We start from the raw sequence: 16,431 nt of genomic DNA, 5'->3' as shown, positions 1-16,431 counted from the left end.
CTTGTCCCAAGCAAGGCCGCAGCGAGCGAAGGCCTGAGGCGTACCCGTAGGGTACGTTGATGGCCTGAACGATGCGACCTGCCTGCGCGAAGCCGCTTCGGCGAAGGCAGGGAACGACGCTGGCGGACTTTTTCAGCATCCTGCTAGCTCGCGGATTTTTCTTGCCGAAAGAGCACCGTATGGGTCGCCAAGACACGAAGCTCTACGGTTGTACCTGCTTGATATACGCTCGTAGAGCTCTGACTGCTATGGACGATTTGACCGGAGGGGAGTCTGACGGTGTACAGATTTTCAGAGCCGCGGAATTGACGGGAGAGGACGCGAGCGCGGGCGCCTTCCGTGGGCACGAGGTGAATGTCGTCCGGCCTGATCATGACGACGACTGCCGTGTCGTCTTTGCACCCGATCGTGTCAGGAAACTCTCCCAGTTCTGTCTGGACCATGCCGCGGGATACGGTTCCGGGAATGAAGTCCGCTTGGCCGACAAAATCGGCCACGAACGGCGTCGCCGGCATGTGGTAGATCATTTCCGGGGTGTCGAATTGCTCCAAACGCCCTTGGTTGAGCACGGCGATTCGATCGGCCATGGCAAACGCCTCGTCATGGTCATGTGTGACGAGCACGGTTGTTGTCTTCGTCCGGCGGAGCAGTTCGTGCAATTCCTGGCGCATGCGCCCGGCCATGTCTGGGTCCAGATTGCTGAAGGGCTCATCGAGCAGCAGTACGACGGGGTTTTGGACCAGGGCGCGAGCGAGGGCAACCCGCTGTTGCTGGCCTCCCGATAATTCGTGCGGGTATCGCCGCTCGAACCCCTCCAGCCCCGTGAGCCTCAGCATTTCCTGGACCCGCGCGGCACGTATGTTTCGAGTGAGCTGTTGGAGCCCAAAGGCGATGTTGTCCTGCACGCACAAGTGGGGAAACAGTGCGTATTCTTGAAAGACCATGCCGACCCGCCGGTTTTCGGTTGGGGTCATCACGTCCGGCGACGACATGAGTAGGCCGGACAAGAAGATCTGGCCTGAACGAACCGGTTCAAAGCCTGCAATCGCGCGCAGAATCGTAGTTTTGCCACAGCCGGAAGGGCCGAGCAAACAGAGAATTTCTCCCTCCCGTGCCGCGAAGGAAATCTCCTTGACCGCGGGGCGACCGGTTTCATATGAACAGGACACATGGCGTAGTTCCAAGACCGAGGAGGCCGGGGTAAAGAGGTTGCCCTGGAAGGTGCTCTCCTCGGATGGACTTGGTGCGGTGGAATGGTCTGAGATCACGAAATCACAATCCTTCCTATTAGGCTGCGCGCCAATCTTTTGAAACCAACAAGGCCAATGCCGGAAGACTCAGTACGACGATCAAGAGTGCGGAAGGGGCCGCGAGTTGAAAATATTCCTCGCTCGCTTCCATCCAGACGCGAATGGCCAGGGTGTCGAATCCCACCGGCCGCAACAAGAGGGTTGCGGGCAACTCCTTCATCGTTTGCAGGAACATCAAGACCCAGGCGACGACGAATCCGTTCCGCACGAGCGGCAGGGTGACCCGGCGCCAGGTACCACGCATTCCAAAGCCGAGCGTGCGTGCGACTTCTTCCAGATTTGGCGTAATTTGCTGGAGCGCCGGCTCCAGAGACTGGAGCCCGGCCGGGAGAAAGTGGATCACGTAGGCCACGATCAGGATCAGGACTGAGCCATAGAACATCGGGGCCAGTTTGGTAAAGAGGACGAGGACAGCTAGGGCGGCAACCGGTCCCGGCAGCACATAGCCGGCATAGGCAGCCTGGAGGCAGCTTAGATTCAGGAAGGTCGGGCGGCGGCTCGCCAGATAGGCGAGCGGCAAGCCGATTAAGACGCCGCCGGTGGCAGCACTGGCCGCTAGGACGCCGCTGTTCCAGACGAATCCGAAGAAGCGGCTGTCGAGAGTGGCCTGTGCCTCAGGCGACAGGCTCCATTGAATCAAGAGTGCAGCCGGAAGTGCGAAGGCTGCGCCGACGATCAGTCCGAGATAGCTTGTGACGGCAAGCGTGCCGATCCATCCATAACGCTGCCGTTGCGGCGCCCGGTAGCGACCGGTGGTCTGATAGAACCGGCTCTTCTGCCGGAACCAGCGTTCCGTGATCAGGAAAATCAGCGCCAGCCCGACCAGTAAGAGGCTCAAGATGCTCGCCGCGGTATTGTCGGACCGGCCGGTCATCTGCTGGAACACGGCATAGGTGAGGGTCTGGTAGCGCAGCAAGGAGACCGCGCCGAAGTCCGACACGACATACAAAATGACGAGCGCGACACCGGCGGCAATCGAGGGGCGCATCAGCGGCAGGGTGACGCGCCAGAGGGTCGAGAGGCGAGAGACGCCGCTGGCCCTCGCCACTTCTTCGAAGGACACGTTCATGCTGAGGAGCGCACTCCGGCTGAGCAGATAGACGAAGGGAAACGTATCCAGCGCCATCACCAGCGTTGCACCCCAATAACTATGAGGAGAAAAAATCCTGGCCTGGGGCCCTGCCAGGAGTTGCCAGACATGCTCGACGGGACCGCCGAACCCAAGAATGTAGGAGTAGACGTAGGCCAGCACATAGGTCGGCATCGCCAATGGAAGGACCAGAGCCCCCTCCCATAGTCTGCGACCGGGAAATTCCACACGTGTGACCAGCCAGGCGGTCGACACGCCGAGGAACAAGGTGATGACGGCCACGCTGGCGGCTAGTGAGACGGTGTTGAACAGGAGCTCGGGGATACGGGTTGCCCACAAACGGCTCCAGACGGCGGGATCAGCGGAGAGGGCTTGTGATGTGACGTACCCGAGCGGGAGCAGGATGATGCCAGCCGTGGCTAAGGCGAAGAGTTGGAGTGGCGACGTCAGTTGGCGGCGAATCGTGTTCACGGTGGGTTCCTTCGATTACCGGAGACCCACTTGTTCGATCAGTGTGAGGGTCGGTTCGCGCAATTCAGCCAACTTGGTGAGGGGGACCAGCGCGGCACGGAAACTCTTCCGGTCCACGAGCGCCGGATCTGCTTTCACATCTGCATGGAGGGGGTACTCCTTGTCGAGATCGGCAAACAACTTCTGTCCTGCTTGAGCGACCAGGAATTCCACGAGCAACTTCGCACTGTCGAGGTGCTTGGTTGACTTGATGATGCCGACACCGGCGACATTCATGATCGCCCCCATGCCGCCTTCCTGCTGGTCCGGCATCAGCACGGCGATCGGCGCGGTGGGTTGCGAGGCAAGATGACGATAGACGTAGTAGTGATTCACGATGCCCAGTGCGACCTGTCCCTTGGCCACGGCATCCACGATCTGTGAGCTTTTCTGGTAGACCTGGCTATCTGCATTGGTCTTGAGACCTTGCAGAAATTGTTTGGTCTTCTCCTCGCCATGCGTGGCGCGAATAACCGACACGCCGGCTTGCAGATATTCACTGCCAGAATTTGGAATCGCAATCTTATCTTTCCATTTTGGATCGGCGAGGTCGAGGAGCGATTTCACCTGGTCCGGCTTCACCATGGTCGTGTTGTAGACCACGATCCAGAATCGTCCGGAGAGACCCACCCAGGCATTGTCCGGTGCGCGAAACTGCGCGGGGATGGCCCGTTCGATTTCCCTCATGTTCAGGGGGCGGAGGAGGCCGGCGGTCCGTGCCAACTCCAGGCTGCCGGCATCGTTCGTGATCAGGAGGTCGGCCGAAGTGCGCTCGCCTTCCGCCTTCAGCCGATTGACCAATTCCGTCGTGCCGGAGGACAACAGTTCGACCTGGATTCCGGTACTTGCCGTAAAGGCATCGAGCACCGGTTTGATGAGACGTTCCGAGCGGCCGGAGTAGATGGTGATTTTATCGGCGGCCGGGGCGGAGGGTACGAAGATCCAGGCGACCACGAGCAGCATGAGAGAGGAGAGCATGGTCCGTCGCCATATTATTGGGAGAGAGCATACAAATGCCATGGGGATCCTTATGGAATTGAAATTGATAAGCTGTCTCAAAATGATACTAAAAAAAAGCGGTTTCGTCAATGGCGGCAGCGAGAACAGAGGCCGTAGAGCTCAAGTCGATGAGTTTTGATGATAAATCCGTTCTGGGTCGCCACTTCTTCCTGGAGGCGCTCAATGTCGCAGTTTTCAAACTCTACAATCTTATCGCAGCCGGTGCAGATCAGGTGATCGTGGTGGCCCTTGTGCGCGATGTTGTCGTACTGCGTCTGAGAGCCGAAGTGGCGCGCTTGTGCAAGACCGGCATCGCAGAACAGATTGAGTGTTCGATAGATGGTGGCGAGCCCGAGATGCGGATCGGACTTGGCTAGTTGGTGGTACATGGCTTCTGCGGTAATATGTTCTTGCCGGAGGAAGGCGCTCAGAATCAATTCACGTTGGCGCGTGAGTTTGAGCTGATGTTTGCCGAGGTGCTCCTTGAGCGCCTCCATTTCCTTCACATGCTTCGCTGCCATGACGGGCCTCCGATGGGGCCTCATTAAAGACGAAACTGCCTAGCCGGTCAAGGGGCATTGTGTCTGGAGCGGGAAGGGGAAGAGGAATTGACGGAGAACTCCGGCGCTGTTTATAGTGTGCCGTCCCAACCACGGCATGAGCGAGGCATCAGCGAATGCGAAAACCTAATCAAATCACGGTCGACCGGGCCCTCCTGCTCTATGTCCTGCATCTGGCGGAGCCGCATGGGCTGCTCAGCGATGTGAAACTGCAGCAGCTCTGCTTCTTATGCGAATTGCAAATGTTCGGCAAGGGATTCAAGGGCTTCCACTTTGAATTTTTCCGGTTCGCCTACGGGGCGTTCAGCAAGGATCTCGACAACGATCTCACCTCACTGCGCCGGAAAGAGCGGGTGGAAAACTTCACCCTGTCTGACCAGGCACGGGAAGAGGCCATTCCCTTGTTGGAGAAGGGTATCGAGGGAGTTGAGACGAACGAGAAGGTCATGGAGATTTTGAAGGCGGTCGTGACGGTCTATGGCCCTCAGGATAGCGGAGCCATTACCCAGTCGGTCGAATCAGTTGAACTCAGTACGCCTCAGGATCCTGAATTTAAGATCGCCATTCGCGATATTGTCTTCCATACGACGCTTCTGGTGCCGTCACGAATCGAGGTGCAGGCGGAGTTTCTGCTGCCTGCGCCGGCGCTCGCCAAGCTGAATCAGGCGATGGGTTATTAGCCTCGTCGAGGAGGCAAGGGTTGCGAGGCGCTTGGCGAGGGGATGTCAATAGGTTCGGTGGGCTCTCGCCGCTTGCCCCTAGCCCTGCGCCTCTCGCCTAGAGCTTGTAGATCTCGCCATATTTTTTCTCGACATACGATAGAAACGGTTCAGGGTCGAGGCTCTTTCCCGTCACGCGCTGGGCCAAATGGTCTGGCGTGAACATCCGGCCCCAGCGATGAATCTTCTGCTCGAGCCAGCGCCGCAGCTCGATGAGTTGCCCTGCCGTAATCTTTTCCTCCAGCCGTGGAATTTCCCGCAGGGCCTGTTCGTAGAATTGAACGGAGTAGAGGTTTCCGAGCGTGTAGGTCGGGAAGTAGCCGAAGGCGCCGAACGACCAATGCACGTCTTGCAGCACTCCTTCCGCATCGTTCGTGGGGACGATGCCCAGGTATTCTTCCATCTTCCGGTTCCAGATCCCCGGCAGGTCCTCCGGATTCGTCCGCCCTTCGATGAGATCCTGCTCAATCTCAAACCGCAGCATGATGTGGAGATTGTAGGTGAGCTCGTCGGCTTCGACTCGAATCATCGATGGTTTGACGCGATTGATGGCAGCATAGAATTGTTCCCCATCGAGCGCGCCTAATTGCAGAGGAAACGTCTGTTGCAGCAGGGGATAAAAAAAGCGCCAGAAGGATCGCGAGCGGCCCACGCAGTTTTCCCACATGCGCGACTGGCTCTCATGAATGCCCAGCGAGACGGAGTCGCCGAGCGGCGTCCCGTAGTAGCGCGTATCGAGCCCCTGGTCGTACAGGCCATGGCCCCCCTCATGGATACAGCTGAATAAACAGGATTGCAGGTCATGTTCGAAGACACGCGTCGTGACACGCACATCCGTCGGGTGAAAGGAGGTCGTGAAGGGGTGGGCTGACAGATCGAGGCGTCCCCGTTCGAAGTCGTAACCCATGGCAGTCAAGACCATTCGGCCGAATTCCATCTGTCGGGTCACGTCGAAGCTGCGGAAGAGCGCGGCATCGTCGACTTGCACTGAACTATTCTGAATCTTCTGCAGTAGCGGAACGAGACGTGCCTTCACCTGTGCGAACAGCGGGCGGAGCGCGGCAATCGTCGAGCCTGGTTCGTACATATCCAATAACGCATCGTAGGGCGAGTCCTTATAGCCGAGATACTGGGCCTCCTGCCGTTTGAGCGACAGAATAGTCTTGAGATTGGGAAGAAACATGGCGAAGTTGCTCGCCTTCTTCGCCTCGGCCCACACTTGTTGCGCCAGCGAACATTCCCGGCTGAGTGTCACCACAAAATCGGAGGGGAGCTTTCTTGCGCGACTATAGTCGCGCCACACTTCACGGAGTAAGGAGCGAGAGGGTTCGTCCCAGGCATCTCCGGGGCTGTCACGAATCTCACCCGTCTCAGAATCGATCCAGGCGACGAGCAATCGTTCAATGTCCGGTGAGACAAGCTTCTGGTGTGCAATGCCTTGGAGCGTTGAAATCTGCTCGGCACGGGCTTCGCCTCCGCCGGCTGGCATATAGGTCTCTTGATCCCAGGAGAGAAGTGCGGCCGCGCTGTTAATGCGCTGGATCTCCAAGAGTCTGGTCGTCAAATCTTCCACAGTCTTCAGGGTCTTCACGGTAGGGTGTCTCCTCCAGGAATCGTCATGGTATGATCGCGCTGATCTGCACGTTCGAGGCAGTGTACGCAAGGAACCAGCCGTTTTCAAACCAGGAGTGAGCCAGAGGAATGAAGACTCTCGTTTCTGCCGACATCGAAGCCTATGCCCAGGCCCATTCCATGCCGGAGTCCGACCTCTGCCGCGCCTTGCGGGAAGAGACGCAGCGGCGCATGGAGTCTCCGCAGATGATCGTGGGGCCGCTCGAAGGGGCCTTTCTCAAAATGATGGCGCAGTTGGTGCGTGCCAGGCGGGTGCTGGAGATCGGCACGTTCACCGGCTATAGCGCCCTTTGTTTTGCGGAAGCGTTACCGGCGGATGGAACGGTGATCACCTGCGAAGTCGATGAAGAGTCAGCCTCGCTCGCGTGCCAGTATTTCGCGCGCTCGCCCATTGGCAAGAAGATCGAGGTTCGCATGGGGCCTGCACTCGATACGATGCGGCAGCTCACGGGACCGTTCGATCTGATCTTTATCGACGCCGACAAAGTGAGCTATCTGAATTACTACCGGCGGGCGTTGGATCTGCTCTCGCCGACCGGCGTGATCCTGATCGATAACGTCCTGTGGGACGGGGATGTGCTGAAGCAGCCTCCGCCGGATGAAAAGACGGCGGCTATTCAAGAGTTGAACCGAACAGTGTCGAACGATCCACGCGTGTCTGCCGTGCTCGTCACGATCCGGGACGGAGTTCTGGTGGTAAGGCTGAAAGGCGGAGGTAGGTAGAGATACTCTGTCGCAAGGAGGATGACCGCCCTACTTTGCGCGACAGGGCCAGAGGCGATCATCCGTTATTTGTCTGTTTGCTAGTCTTTTCCCACTGGCGCTGAAACTGGTCATACGGCACCGACAACTTTTGTTGCATGGCCGCGTCAAGCGACTGCCCTTCTTGTAGGGCCCTCATCACCCGCCGCACGTTGTACAGGCTATAGCGATCCAGAAGAAGTTGCGTTGCTGAGCTGGCCGCAAGGTAGGCGGTCAGCACCGATTCACTCGGGAGCGTTCCCCATGCTCCTTGTAGCGACGTTAGTGGAATGAGAGCTGCGCCAGGTTGTTTGCTCTCTTCCATGTCAGCCCAGGGATCCTCCGCTAAGTGCATCGCGAGACCCTCTATGAGCCAGGTGGGCGCTACGGTGCTGCGCCCTTTCATGTACTCAAAGAGAAGGGCATGGACGAATTCATGTCGAACGATGCGGCTGAACAAGCCCAAGTCCTCCATCGCACCCTGTGTCGGAATGTGGATGGCTCCTGAGGCGCGATCAAACAAGCTATCGGCCCAGGCGGGGGAGCCAGGCGGTCCGGAAAATTTCTGGTTGGTATGAAGGATGACCGTTATGGGTTTAGAGGGGACGTGGCCAAATTTTTGAGTGACCTCTTCGTACGCATAGTCCAGGATTGCCTTCATGCGGGTCCAGGTTTCCTGATCAGGAGATCCGTCAAACTGAACGGTGAAGTGCCCGGTTTCAGGAGGAGAGAGTTGTCGTGGCCGTTCCTCCGAAGGGCCTATGCTCACGGTGAGGGCCTGGCTCGCGGGTGCTACAAGGGATGGAGGGGGCTGCCTGTTTTGTGGGCCGGGAGTCGGTGCGACGAATGTGAGGGACGGGGCTACGCGTACGACCGATTGGTTTACTGGAGTAGCGAACTCGGCTTTGGCGGTCAGCTTTTTCAGATAAGGCCGCAGTGTGGCATCGGCCTCTGCTCGTGTGCGGGCTTGGCTCAGGTGGGTAGCTGCCGCGGTGACCTGGCCTTTCTCCAGCAGGAGATCCGCGAGGGCGAGATGAGGGAACGGATCCTGAGGGATGAGGCGGATCACTGTTTCAAGAAACTGCGGCGTCATGGCTGGATCGCGTAGCCCCCAGTAGGCCTGGGTCAAGTTGAGGTGTGCGACGGGGTTCGATGGATCGAGCGACACGGATCGCTTGAAAGCTTTGACCGAGACTTCTATCCCACCGAACTTTTCCTGTTGAATGCCGAGATTATTCCAGAGCGCGGCAACATATTTACGGATTTGTCTATTCGTGAGCGTTTTTTCAGGGAGTGCGAGTAGATGACGTTCGGTCTCAGCGTAGTTTCCCTTCTCAAGGTCCTCGCGAATCGAACCAAGTTTCGAGTTCGGGGGCTGATTGAATTCTAGGAGTCGTGTTTGCGGCTCGCTCCACCGCCCATGCTCTGACCTGAGGATTTGATCAGGGTCTGAGGGAGGGGGAAATGCCGCAGTCCCCTCGGACGGTTGAGGCAATGGCACTGGACTGAAATAAGTTGGTTTCATCCAGATCTGGTAGGCCAGGAACAGAACGAGGGAAAAAGCAAAGAAGCGAATAATATGTGAAATATCTTTGTAATACATGGATTAACCATTCTCTATTGTGTGCGTTCACAGAGAGCATACAGCTTACCGAAAACGAAACGATCCCGTTCCGGGCTTGAGGCTCTTCCATATCGACGTGTCATGGCAGCGCTCGCATTGCAGGCCGTAATTCCCCTCGTGTTTATCGTCTTTCTTATGGCAACTGACACATTGTGCTGACGTCTTGACCTTCGCCTCCATCCGATCTTTATGGCACGCAGCACATTCGACTCCTTTGTGCCCACCTTCCAGCTTGAATCGGGTCCTGGTATCGTGATCGAAGTCCCAGAGCTTCCAGTCGCGTATGCTATGGCAGCTCTGGCATTCGGTGCCCAACCTGCGCCGGTGTACGTCGTCGAGCTTATGGCAGGCGTAGCAGGCTGTGGGTGTCTTGTCTTGATAGAGCCGTCCCGTATGGCAACTCTCGCAGGTCGTGGTTCGGTGTTTGCCTTGTAGCGGATACGTTGTGTCGTGGTCGTGCTCAAAGAGGAGCAGTTTCCAATTCCGTTCCGTGTGACAGGTTTCACATTGTTCGGCAAACTGGCCCTTGTGCTTGTCGTCTTTTTTGTGACAGGCCAAGCAGGCGACCGGCGTGGTGTCTTTATAGAGATGCCCTTTGTGACAGGACTCACACCTTGTCGTTCGGTGCTTCCCTCTCAACGGATATTTTGTGTCGTGGTCATGCTCAAAGAGGAGCAGTTTCCAATTCCGTTCCGTGTGACAGGTTTCACATTGTTCGGCAAACTGGCCCTTGTGCTTGTCGTCTTTTTTGTGACAGGCCAAGCAGGCGACCGGCGTAGTGTCCTTATAGAGGTGCCCCTTATGGCAGGACTCGCATTTTGTCGCGATATGCCGGCCTCGTAGCGGGTACTTGGAGTGCAGGTCATGATCGAAGGTGATGGTCTTCCAATCGCTTTCCGCGTGGCAGGTCTCGCATTTCTCTCCGTAGGTCCCTTTGTGTTTGTCGTCTTTCTTGTGACAGGCGTAACAATCTAGTGGCGCATCTTTGAAGGCGGGGGTCAGGTGGCACTTCTTGCATTCGATCTTGGCATGTTTGCCCATCAACGGGAAACGCGATTTATTATGGTCGAACGGCGATTTCTTCCATGACCGGTCGTCGTGGCATTCCTCACACTTCGTCCCCTCCTGTCCTTTGTGTTTGTCGTCCTTCTTATGGCAGGAGAAGCAATCCATCGGCGTGTTCTTGTACCGCTCATTGGCATGGCAGTCTTGGCACTTGGCGTCGATGTGTTTGCCGCGGAGGGGGTAACGCGTCTTGTCGTGATTGAACTTCGCAGCCGTCTCCTTCCAGTTCTTCTCGGTGTGACAGTCTGAGCAGGCAGGGCCCAAGTTTTCTTTGTGTTTGTCGTCTTTCTTGTGGCAGGCATAACAATCGGACGGCGCGTCGCGATACTTGGCTTTGGACTTATGGCAGGCCTTGCACTCGACCTTCTTGGTGTTGGCATGGGCGCCCTTCAGCGGGAAGTCTGTCCGCTCGTGATCGAACGTCTGGTCCGTCATCGGAGCGATATTCTCCGCTCGTCCCTTATGCTCCGTGTGGCATGACTTGCAGTCCCGCTGCCCTTTGAACCGTCCGTGGGAGCCCTGCTTTTGCTCGACGTCCTTGCGGATGTCTTTGTGGCAATCTTGGCAGAGCGCATTCTGCGCCCCCTTGTCGAAGCGTTTGTGACATTTGGCGCAATCTTCTTCCCATTTGGCATGGCCTTCGATCACTTGTCCTGGCATCAACGCCGTCTCGACGTTGTCTGCCAGGGCCGGTATGGCCATGAGCATCAAGGTGCTGAGGAGAAACAGGGAAATGTAATTTGATGAGGCGCGCACGATCGTTGATAGGCCTCAGTACATGTACACGGCCATGATATGAAACACCGTACTCGCGGCCATGATGTAGATCAGTGGAATGTGAAGCACGTGCCACAACGCAAAAAATCGTTCGTAGGTGCTAAATTGAGAGACACGCTGGCTTTCTCTCAAATAGGATGACGCCAACTGAATCGCCTCCGACACCCCGCCGGGGAATTCCGCACACCGTTGGGTCTTCAGAATTCGTCGCAGTTCTCTCGCACAACGGAATCCCAGGATGCCTCTCCTGACGCCAAGCGTCAGGAAGTGGAGGAGATGCGAGAGGAAGGAGCGATCGATTTGCGTCGAGTCGCGTTCGAATGAATGGAGCCATTGCTCGACACGAGGGGCGAAGTGCAGTCTGGATTTGGCATCATTCGAGCGGCCTGCAAATTCCTCCTGAATTTTTCCCAACGTCGCGCGACTGCCGTAGAGGCCATAATGAATTTTGGTGTAGACGAAGCGGCCGATGATGCCGCTAATGACTACCCCCAGCATGCTGAAGAGCGCCACGGCTGCATTGGTGGATCGGATATGAAAGGTCGAATGGAACAGGATAAGGGTTGGGCCGACGATGCCCATGATCATGTGGATGCGAAACCAGTTTTTGAGTGCCCCCCACCGCTGCATCCACGGCACATGTTTGCGGAACGGATAGGCCAGCAATAAGAGCATCATGACCGTGCCGACGACGCCGAGGTAGAACCCAAAGTTCGAGCGGGGCGTGTAGTACTTCCCATAGGCTGCCTCATAGGAGGCCCAGCCTAAGACACTTAAGATAATAGCCCCACCAAGCTGGCCTAACGTAGAGGCAGAGGGTGGCTGTTCCTTCGCAGGTCTGGTGCGAACGGGCGACGGCCGAGGGGGCGCGGTGCGTTGTTCTGCTTGGATTAACTCTGCCGACGGCATGTCATCGTACTCCTCCTGCGGAAAATCCGCCGAAAATAGCGCGAGGCTTCTTTCTCGAACCCTGTATGTGAACGCAATTCCCACGCCCGCAGGGGTGGCGGTGGGCTGCTAGATTTTGCACGTAGTTATCATTTGGGATCATATTCCCATTTGTATTAGGTGTCTGCGTTTCCCTTCAGCTTCGTTCCAAACAGTCTTATTAGTACGCGATGAGTGGGTTTGTTCTGTCTGGTCTTCTGTGACAAATCGTGGCGTTAGGGGATTGAGCCGGAACGGTACACCTATTGCGTAGCACTGACTCAGATAATTTGGGATTGCTTTCCCATCTTGAGATGATATGGTGCACTTCTTGAATTGGGATTATATTCCCAATAATATTGTCAGGCAAGAAGAACCGAGGTGCTTGGGCGGGCTGATGTATGAGGATGTGTAGGGGAATGAACATGGACGTTACCAATATGAACAGCCGGCTTTGTATGGTGTGGCTGATCGGAGTGCTCCTTATCTCGCTCGTGTTGTGCTTGGGCTTCATGTGGCCGAGCGAGGCAGCGGCCCAAAATCGTACCAGTCGTTCCGACATCGAATTCGATCACAGCAGTACCGGCTTCCAGCTCAGCGGCGGCCATGCGCAAGTCGTGTGCGAGCGGTGCCATTTGCAGGGCATATTTCGAGGCACGCCGACGCAATGTATGCAATGCCATTCACCCGGCGGGCGAGTCACAGCCACCTTTAAGCCGGCGAATCACCTGCCGACCTCGGTCAACTGTAATAGTTGCCACCGGACGACGAATTGGAAGCCTGCATTCTTCACGCACAACGGCGTCGCTCCGGGAACTTGTGCGAGGTGCCATAACCAAAGCACCGCAGCAGGCAAGCCTGCGACGCATATTCCGACCGCCATGACTTGTGATAGCTGTCACCGAACCGTGGGCTGGACAGGCGCAGGGTTCAAGCATCAGGGAGTCGGATCAGGTACATGCGTTACCTGCCATAACGGGATTCAAGCCCGCGGAAAGCCGTCCGGGCACATGTCGACGCCCTCCTCGTGCGATAGCTGCCACCGGATGGGTGCTGCCAATTGGATGCTTGTGAGCACAGGCTTCAACCACTCAGGCGTAGTGCCTGGTACCTGCGTGTCTTGCCATAACGGGACGAAGGCAGTCGGCAAACCGGCCACACACGTTCCCACGACAGCTTCCTGTGACAGTTGCCACCGCACGGTGGCCTGGAGGCCCGCGACGTTCAGCCATACAGGGGTGACACCGGGGAGCTGCGGGACGTGCCATAACGGGACGCAAGCCCGGGGCAAAGCGGCGACGCATGTGCCCACGACACAAGCCTGCGATACCTGTCATCGGACGACGGCTTGGGTGCCCGCGACGTTCAGCCATACAGGGGTGACGCCGGGGAGCTGCGGGACGTGCCATAACGGAACGACGGCCCGCGGGAAAACCACGAACCACGTGCCGACGACGCAAGCCTGCGATACCTGCCACCGGACCACGGGATGGATTCCGGCGACGTTCAGCCATACAGGGGTGACACCGGGGAGCTGCGTAACCTGTCACAACGGGAGCACCGCGCGGGGGAAGACGGTGAATCATGTGCCGACGACCGCTGCCTGCGACAGCTGTCACCGGACGACGGCTTGGGTGCCCGCGACGTTCAGCCATACAGGGGTGACGCCGGGGAGCTGCGCGTCGTGCCACAATGGAACGACGGCGACAGGCAAATCGGCGGGCCACTTCATCACCACGCAATCGTGCGATTCGTGTCACCGTGCTGGGGTAGCCTGGACGCCGGTCACTGCCTATACGCATCGAACGGCTTTCTATAAGGCACACAGGGCGAGCGTGACCTGTAACGCCTGCCATACGAACAACAACGAGGTCATTGCCTGGAGGTTCGCGGCGTACAAGCCAGACTGCGCCGGCTGCCATGCGGGTGACTTCAAACAGGGGCCACACAAGAAAGTGGATTCCCCGGTGATCTATTACAATGTCTTGGAGCTGAAGGACTGTTCCGGCAGCTGCCACGTCTACACCAACTCCACATTCACGACGATTCGGACGAGCCGCACCGGTCAACATAGACCCACCGGCAGTTTCTAACTCATCAGCAGAAGCGCCTCGCCCGTAAGGGCGGGGCGCTTCATCGTTGAATTCTCCATACCGACGGGAGCGAATTTTGAAGGGGAGCTATACAAGCAGGTTGCGTCGTGCAGTGCGAGTGGTCTTGTTTGGAGGCCTCCTCGTCTTTGCGAGTTTGTGGTCAGCGGCTCCGGTTGTCGCGCAAGTGCTTGACCGCATCGAGATCGTCGAGACTCCGACTGCGGCGGAGATTCATATTGTGTTCAATACCCGAGCGCTGTATCTCCGTCATACTCCCTCCGAGAAGGGCGATCTCATTCGGGTGTTTCTCGACTTTCCAGACCAGGATCGCTCTCGCCGATTTGCACGTGAATTGGCTGCGTCGCCCCCCAGTGACTTGATCCCAAAATTTACCGTCACGTTTCCCGACCAAGCGACAAACGGCCTTTCGATCCGATTCGCCAAGCCAGTGCGATTTCGGGTGAGCCAGCGGGACATCAGAAGCAGCAGCCGTATAGTGATTTCGGTCAAGCTGGACAAGGCTGTGGCTCCTCTCCCGCCTCTATCAGAGGTAAAGGCGCCTCCCTCGGCGACGCCTCCCGCGATCACGAGCAAGAAGGAATTGGCCGATATCCCTCCATTCCGTCCAGGCATGACGACTGAGCAGTATGCGGATGATCTCATCAAGCTGGGGCGCGCCGCGCTGGCGTCGGGAGACAACGAGAGGGCCGTGCAAGTTTTCAACGCCATGCTGAATCTTCCGCCGAACAAGCAGTCCCAGGAGGCTCAGGAGATGATTGGGGTGGCGCGAGAGCGGAATGGAGAAACTGCGAAAGCGAAGGCCGAATACGAGCATTATCTGAGAATCTATCCGGACGCTGAGGGAGCCGTGAGGGTGCAGCAGCGGCTGGCCGTCTTGGCCGAAGCCAATGCCCAGATGGCTCAAGCCAAGGCCGGAGGGAAAGGGCGGAGGAAGATCGATGAAATGCGGGTCTACGGGAGTGTCTACGAGTATTATTATGGCGGGTACTCCCAGACGAAAATTACAGACAAGGTGACGAATAGTACGACGAATATCAACAATCAGGACCAATCGCTGCTGCAGTCAGCCTTCGATGTCACAGGGCGGTACCGTAAAGATGAATACGACAACAAGCTCGTGGTGCGTGGTACGCAGTCGTACGATCTCTTGGCTACCTCCGATATACGGCGAAATGTCAGCCGCCTCAGGGCTCTCTACTATGAGCACTCGAGTCAGGATTCGTATCTCGTCCGGGTTGGCCGTCAACCGGGGAACAGCGGCGGCGTGTTGGACTTTCGATTCGATGGCGCCTGGGTTCGTTACACGGCCGTCCCTCAATTCTTGAATGTGAACCTTCTCGCGGGCCAGCCTCGGCAATTCAGCTTGAGCTCCAACTACGTGCCCGACGATCCCCGAAACTTCCGGGCTGATTTGAAACGATATTTTTATGGAGCGAACGTCGACATTGGTCCGGTCTGGCAGGCCTGGAGCGGCAATGCCTACTATATCAATCAGATGGTCAATGGTGTGGTGGACCGTCGGGCAGTGGGGACAGAACTCCGGTATGCGGCGAACGGGAAAAATGCCTTCGGCCTGATCGACTACGACGTGTCATACAACGTCCTCAACGTGGCGATGCTCAACGGGACCTGGGTGACGGAGGGAACCACCTATACCCTGATGGCTGATCATCGTAGAACGCCGTATCTGCAAACCACGAATTCGCTCTTCGGGACTCCGAATGCCACTCTCCAGACCATCAACACATCGAACGAAAGTCTCTTACGGGACCAGGCGAGAGCGGTGACGGCGACCAGTGATCTGTTCCTTGCCGGCGTGCTTCATTCCGTGAGCAAAGATTGGCAGCTCGGAGGGGATGTCCGCCTCAATCGTATTTCCGGTACGAGCGCCACGAACTGTTTGGTGATCCTGCCAGGCACCAGCACTCTCTTTCTCAATCCGAACGCCACGACCGATGCTGCTTGCTCCTTGCAAGCGCAGCCCGGGACTGGCAGTATCTTGACCTATACGGCCCAAGTGATCGGGGCGAACTTTCCGTTTGAAAGTACGACCTTTGTGGCGAATGCCAGTTATATTACGAGTCCAGCGTATCGTGGGGAATCACTCACGCTCAATTCGTTGGCTCGTCTCGGGCAACAATTGCAGTTCGACACGTTCGTGCTCCTCTATCACCAGAAGGATAGTTTTGGCGTAGAGCTGTATCGCGTGACGCCGACAGTTCGTATCGACTATCGTTTCCTCGATAGTTGGACCTTCGAGGCTTCAGGCGGGGTGGAGAAAACGCTGACGGATAGCTCGACACAAAAGGATTCGACGTCGAGACAGTTCTTTTTCTTTGGTCTCCGGTGGGACTTTTCCTAGC

Annotated in this window: 12 protein-coding genes; 4 read left to right on the top strand and 8 right to left on the bottom strand. The window is 57.1% G+C overall.

The window, feature by feature from the left end; translation table 11 throughout:
* Positions 1-143: 143 nt before the first annotated feature.
* The 4 genes from Q7U76_02215 to Q7U76_02200 form a co-directional block, all read right to left on the bottom strand.
* Positions 144-1,268: an ABC transporter ATP-binding protein gene (locus tag Q7U76_02215; protein MDO8355191.1), complete on the bottom strand. Its 1,125-nt coding sequence runs from the start codon at positions 1,266-1,268 to the stop codon at positions 144-146.
* A 19-nt stretch (positions 1,269-1,287) separates the two neighbouring features.
* Complete coding sequence (locus tag Q7U76_02210; GenBank protein MDO8355190.1) at positions 1,288-2,871, bottom strand: iron ABC transporter permease; 1,584 nt, start codon at positions 2,869-2,871, stop codon at positions 1,288-1,290.
* A 15-nt stretch (positions 2,872-2,886) separates the two neighbouring features.
* Positions 2,887-3,873 (bottom strand): extracellular solute-binding protein, encoded by a 987-nt coding sequence (locus Q7U76_02205; GenBank protein MDO8355189.1) that lies wholly within the window; start codon positions 3,871-3,873, stop codon positions 2,887-2,889.
* 122 nt (positions 3,874-3,995) lie between these two features.
* On the bottom strand, positions 3,996-4,430 hold the full coding sequence (locus Q7U76_02200; GenBank protein ID MDO8355188.1) for a Fur family transcriptional regulator: 435 nt from the start codon (positions 4,428-4,430) through the stop codon (positions 3,996-3,998).
* Positions 4,431-4,585: 155 nt separating this feature from the next.
* Here Q7U76_02200 and Q7U76_02195 point away from each other — a divergent pair, with 155 nt between their 5' ends.
* Positions 4,586-5,149, top strand: a complete 564-nt coding sequence (locus Q7U76_02195) for a hypothetical protein (GenBank protein MDO8355187.1) — start codon at positions 4,586-4,588, stop codon at positions 5,147-5,149.
* Between the two features lie 97 nt (positions 5,150-5,246).
* On the opposite strand, the gene Q7U76_02190 is transcribed toward Q7U76_02195, so the two are convergent.
* Complete coding sequence (locus tag Q7U76_02190; GenBank protein ID MDO8355186.1) at positions 5,247-6,779, bottom strand: carboxypeptidase M32; 1,533 nt, start codon at positions 6,777-6,779, stop codon at positions 5,247-5,249.
* Positions 6,780-6,889: 110 nt separating this feature from the next.
* Here Q7U76_02190 and Q7U76_02185 point away from each other — a divergent pair, with 110 nt between their 5' ends.
* The gene (locus Q7U76_02185) at positions 6,890-7,543 is read left to right on the top strand and encodes a class I SAM-dependent methyltransferase (GenBank protein MDO8355185.1); all 654 of its coding nucleotides are present in this window, start codon (positions 6,890-6,892) and stop codon (positions 7,541-7,543) included.
* 58 nt (positions 7,544-7,601) lie between these two features.
* On the opposite strand, the gene Q7U76_02180 is transcribed toward Q7U76_02185, so the two are convergent.
* Genes Q7U76_02180 through Q7U76_02170 form a run of 3 tightly spaced genes read right to left on the bottom strand, consistent with a single transcriptional unit; the run spans position 7,602 to position 11,936 of the window.
* Positions 7,602-9,164, bottom strand: coding sequence for a hypothetical protein (locus tag Q7U76_02180; GenBank protein ID MDO8355184.1), 1,563 nt, complete (start codon positions 9,162-9,164; stop codon positions 7,602-7,604).
* A 45-nt stretch (positions 9,165-9,209) separates the two neighbouring features.
* Positions 9,210-11,006: a cytochrome C gene (locus tag Q7U76_02175; protein MDO8355183.1), complete on the bottom strand. Its 1,797-nt coding sequence runs from the start codon at positions 11,004-11,006 to the stop codon at positions 9,210-9,212.
* Between the two features lie 15 nt (positions 11,007-11,021).
* Positions 11,022-11,936: a hypothetical protein gene (locus Q7U76_02170; GenBank protein ID MDO8355182.1), complete on the bottom strand. Its 915-nt coding sequence runs from the start codon at positions 11,934-11,936 to the stop codon at positions 11,022-11,024.
* Between the two features lie 443 nt (positions 11,937-12,379).
* On the opposite strand from Q7U76_02170, the gene Q7U76_02165 reads away from it, so the two are divergent.
* Both Q7U76_02165 and Q7U76_02160 read left to right on the top strand, forming a co-directional pair.
* Positions 12,380-14,047, top strand: coding sequence for a hypothetical protein (locus tag Q7U76_02165; protein ID MDO8355181.1), 1,668 nt, complete (start codon positions 12,380-12,382; stop codon positions 14,045-14,047).
* Between the two features lie 100 nt (positions 14,048-14,147).
* On the top strand, positions 14,148-16,430 hold the full coding sequence (locus tag Q7U76_02160) for a hypothetical protein (GenBank protein MDO8355180.1): 2,283 nt from the start codon (positions 14,148-14,150) through the stop codon (positions 16,428-16,430).
* The last annotated feature ends 1 nt before the right edge of the window (position 16,431 follow it).

This window comes from Nitrospirota bacterium (assembly GCA_030645475.1).
Taxonomy (GTDB): Bacteria; Nitrospirota; Nitrospiria; order Nitrospirales; family Nitrospiraceae; genus Palsa-1315.
Note: the sequence above shows the minus strand (reverse complement) of the source record. Positions and strands in the feature narration are given on the sequence as shown.

Excerpts from the sequence above, each read along its gene's own strand:
- Q7U76_02200 (MDO8355188.1), bottom strand. The coding sequence starts at position 4,430 with ATGGCAGCGAAGCATGTGAAGGAAATGGAGGCGCTCAAGGAGCACCTC.
- Q7U76_02170 (MDO8355182.1), bottom strand. The coding sequence starts at position 11,936 with ATGCCGTCGGCAGAGTTAATCCAAGCAGAACAACGCACCGCGCCCCCT.
- Q7U76_02165 (MDO8355181.1), top strand. The coding sequence starts at position 12,380 with ATGGACGTTACCAATATGAACAGCCGGCTTTGTATGGTGTGGCTGATC.
- Q7U76_02180 (MDO8355184.1), bottom strand. The coding sequence starts at position 9,164 with ATGTATTACAAAGATATTTCACATATTATTCGCTTCTTTGCTTTTTCC.
- Q7U76_02195 (MDO8355187.1), top strand. The coding sequence starts at position 4,586 with ATGCGAAAACCTAATCAAATCACGGTCGACCGGGCCCTCCTGCTCTAT.
- Q7U76_02185 (MDO8355185.1), top strand. The coding sequence starts at position 6,890 with ATGAAGACTCTCGTTTCTGCCGACATCGAAGCCTATGCCCAGGCCCAT.
- Q7U76_02205 (MDO8355189.1), bottom strand. The coding sequence starts at position 3,873 with ATGCTGCTCGTGGTCGCCTGGATCTTCGTACCCTCCGCCCCGGCCGCC.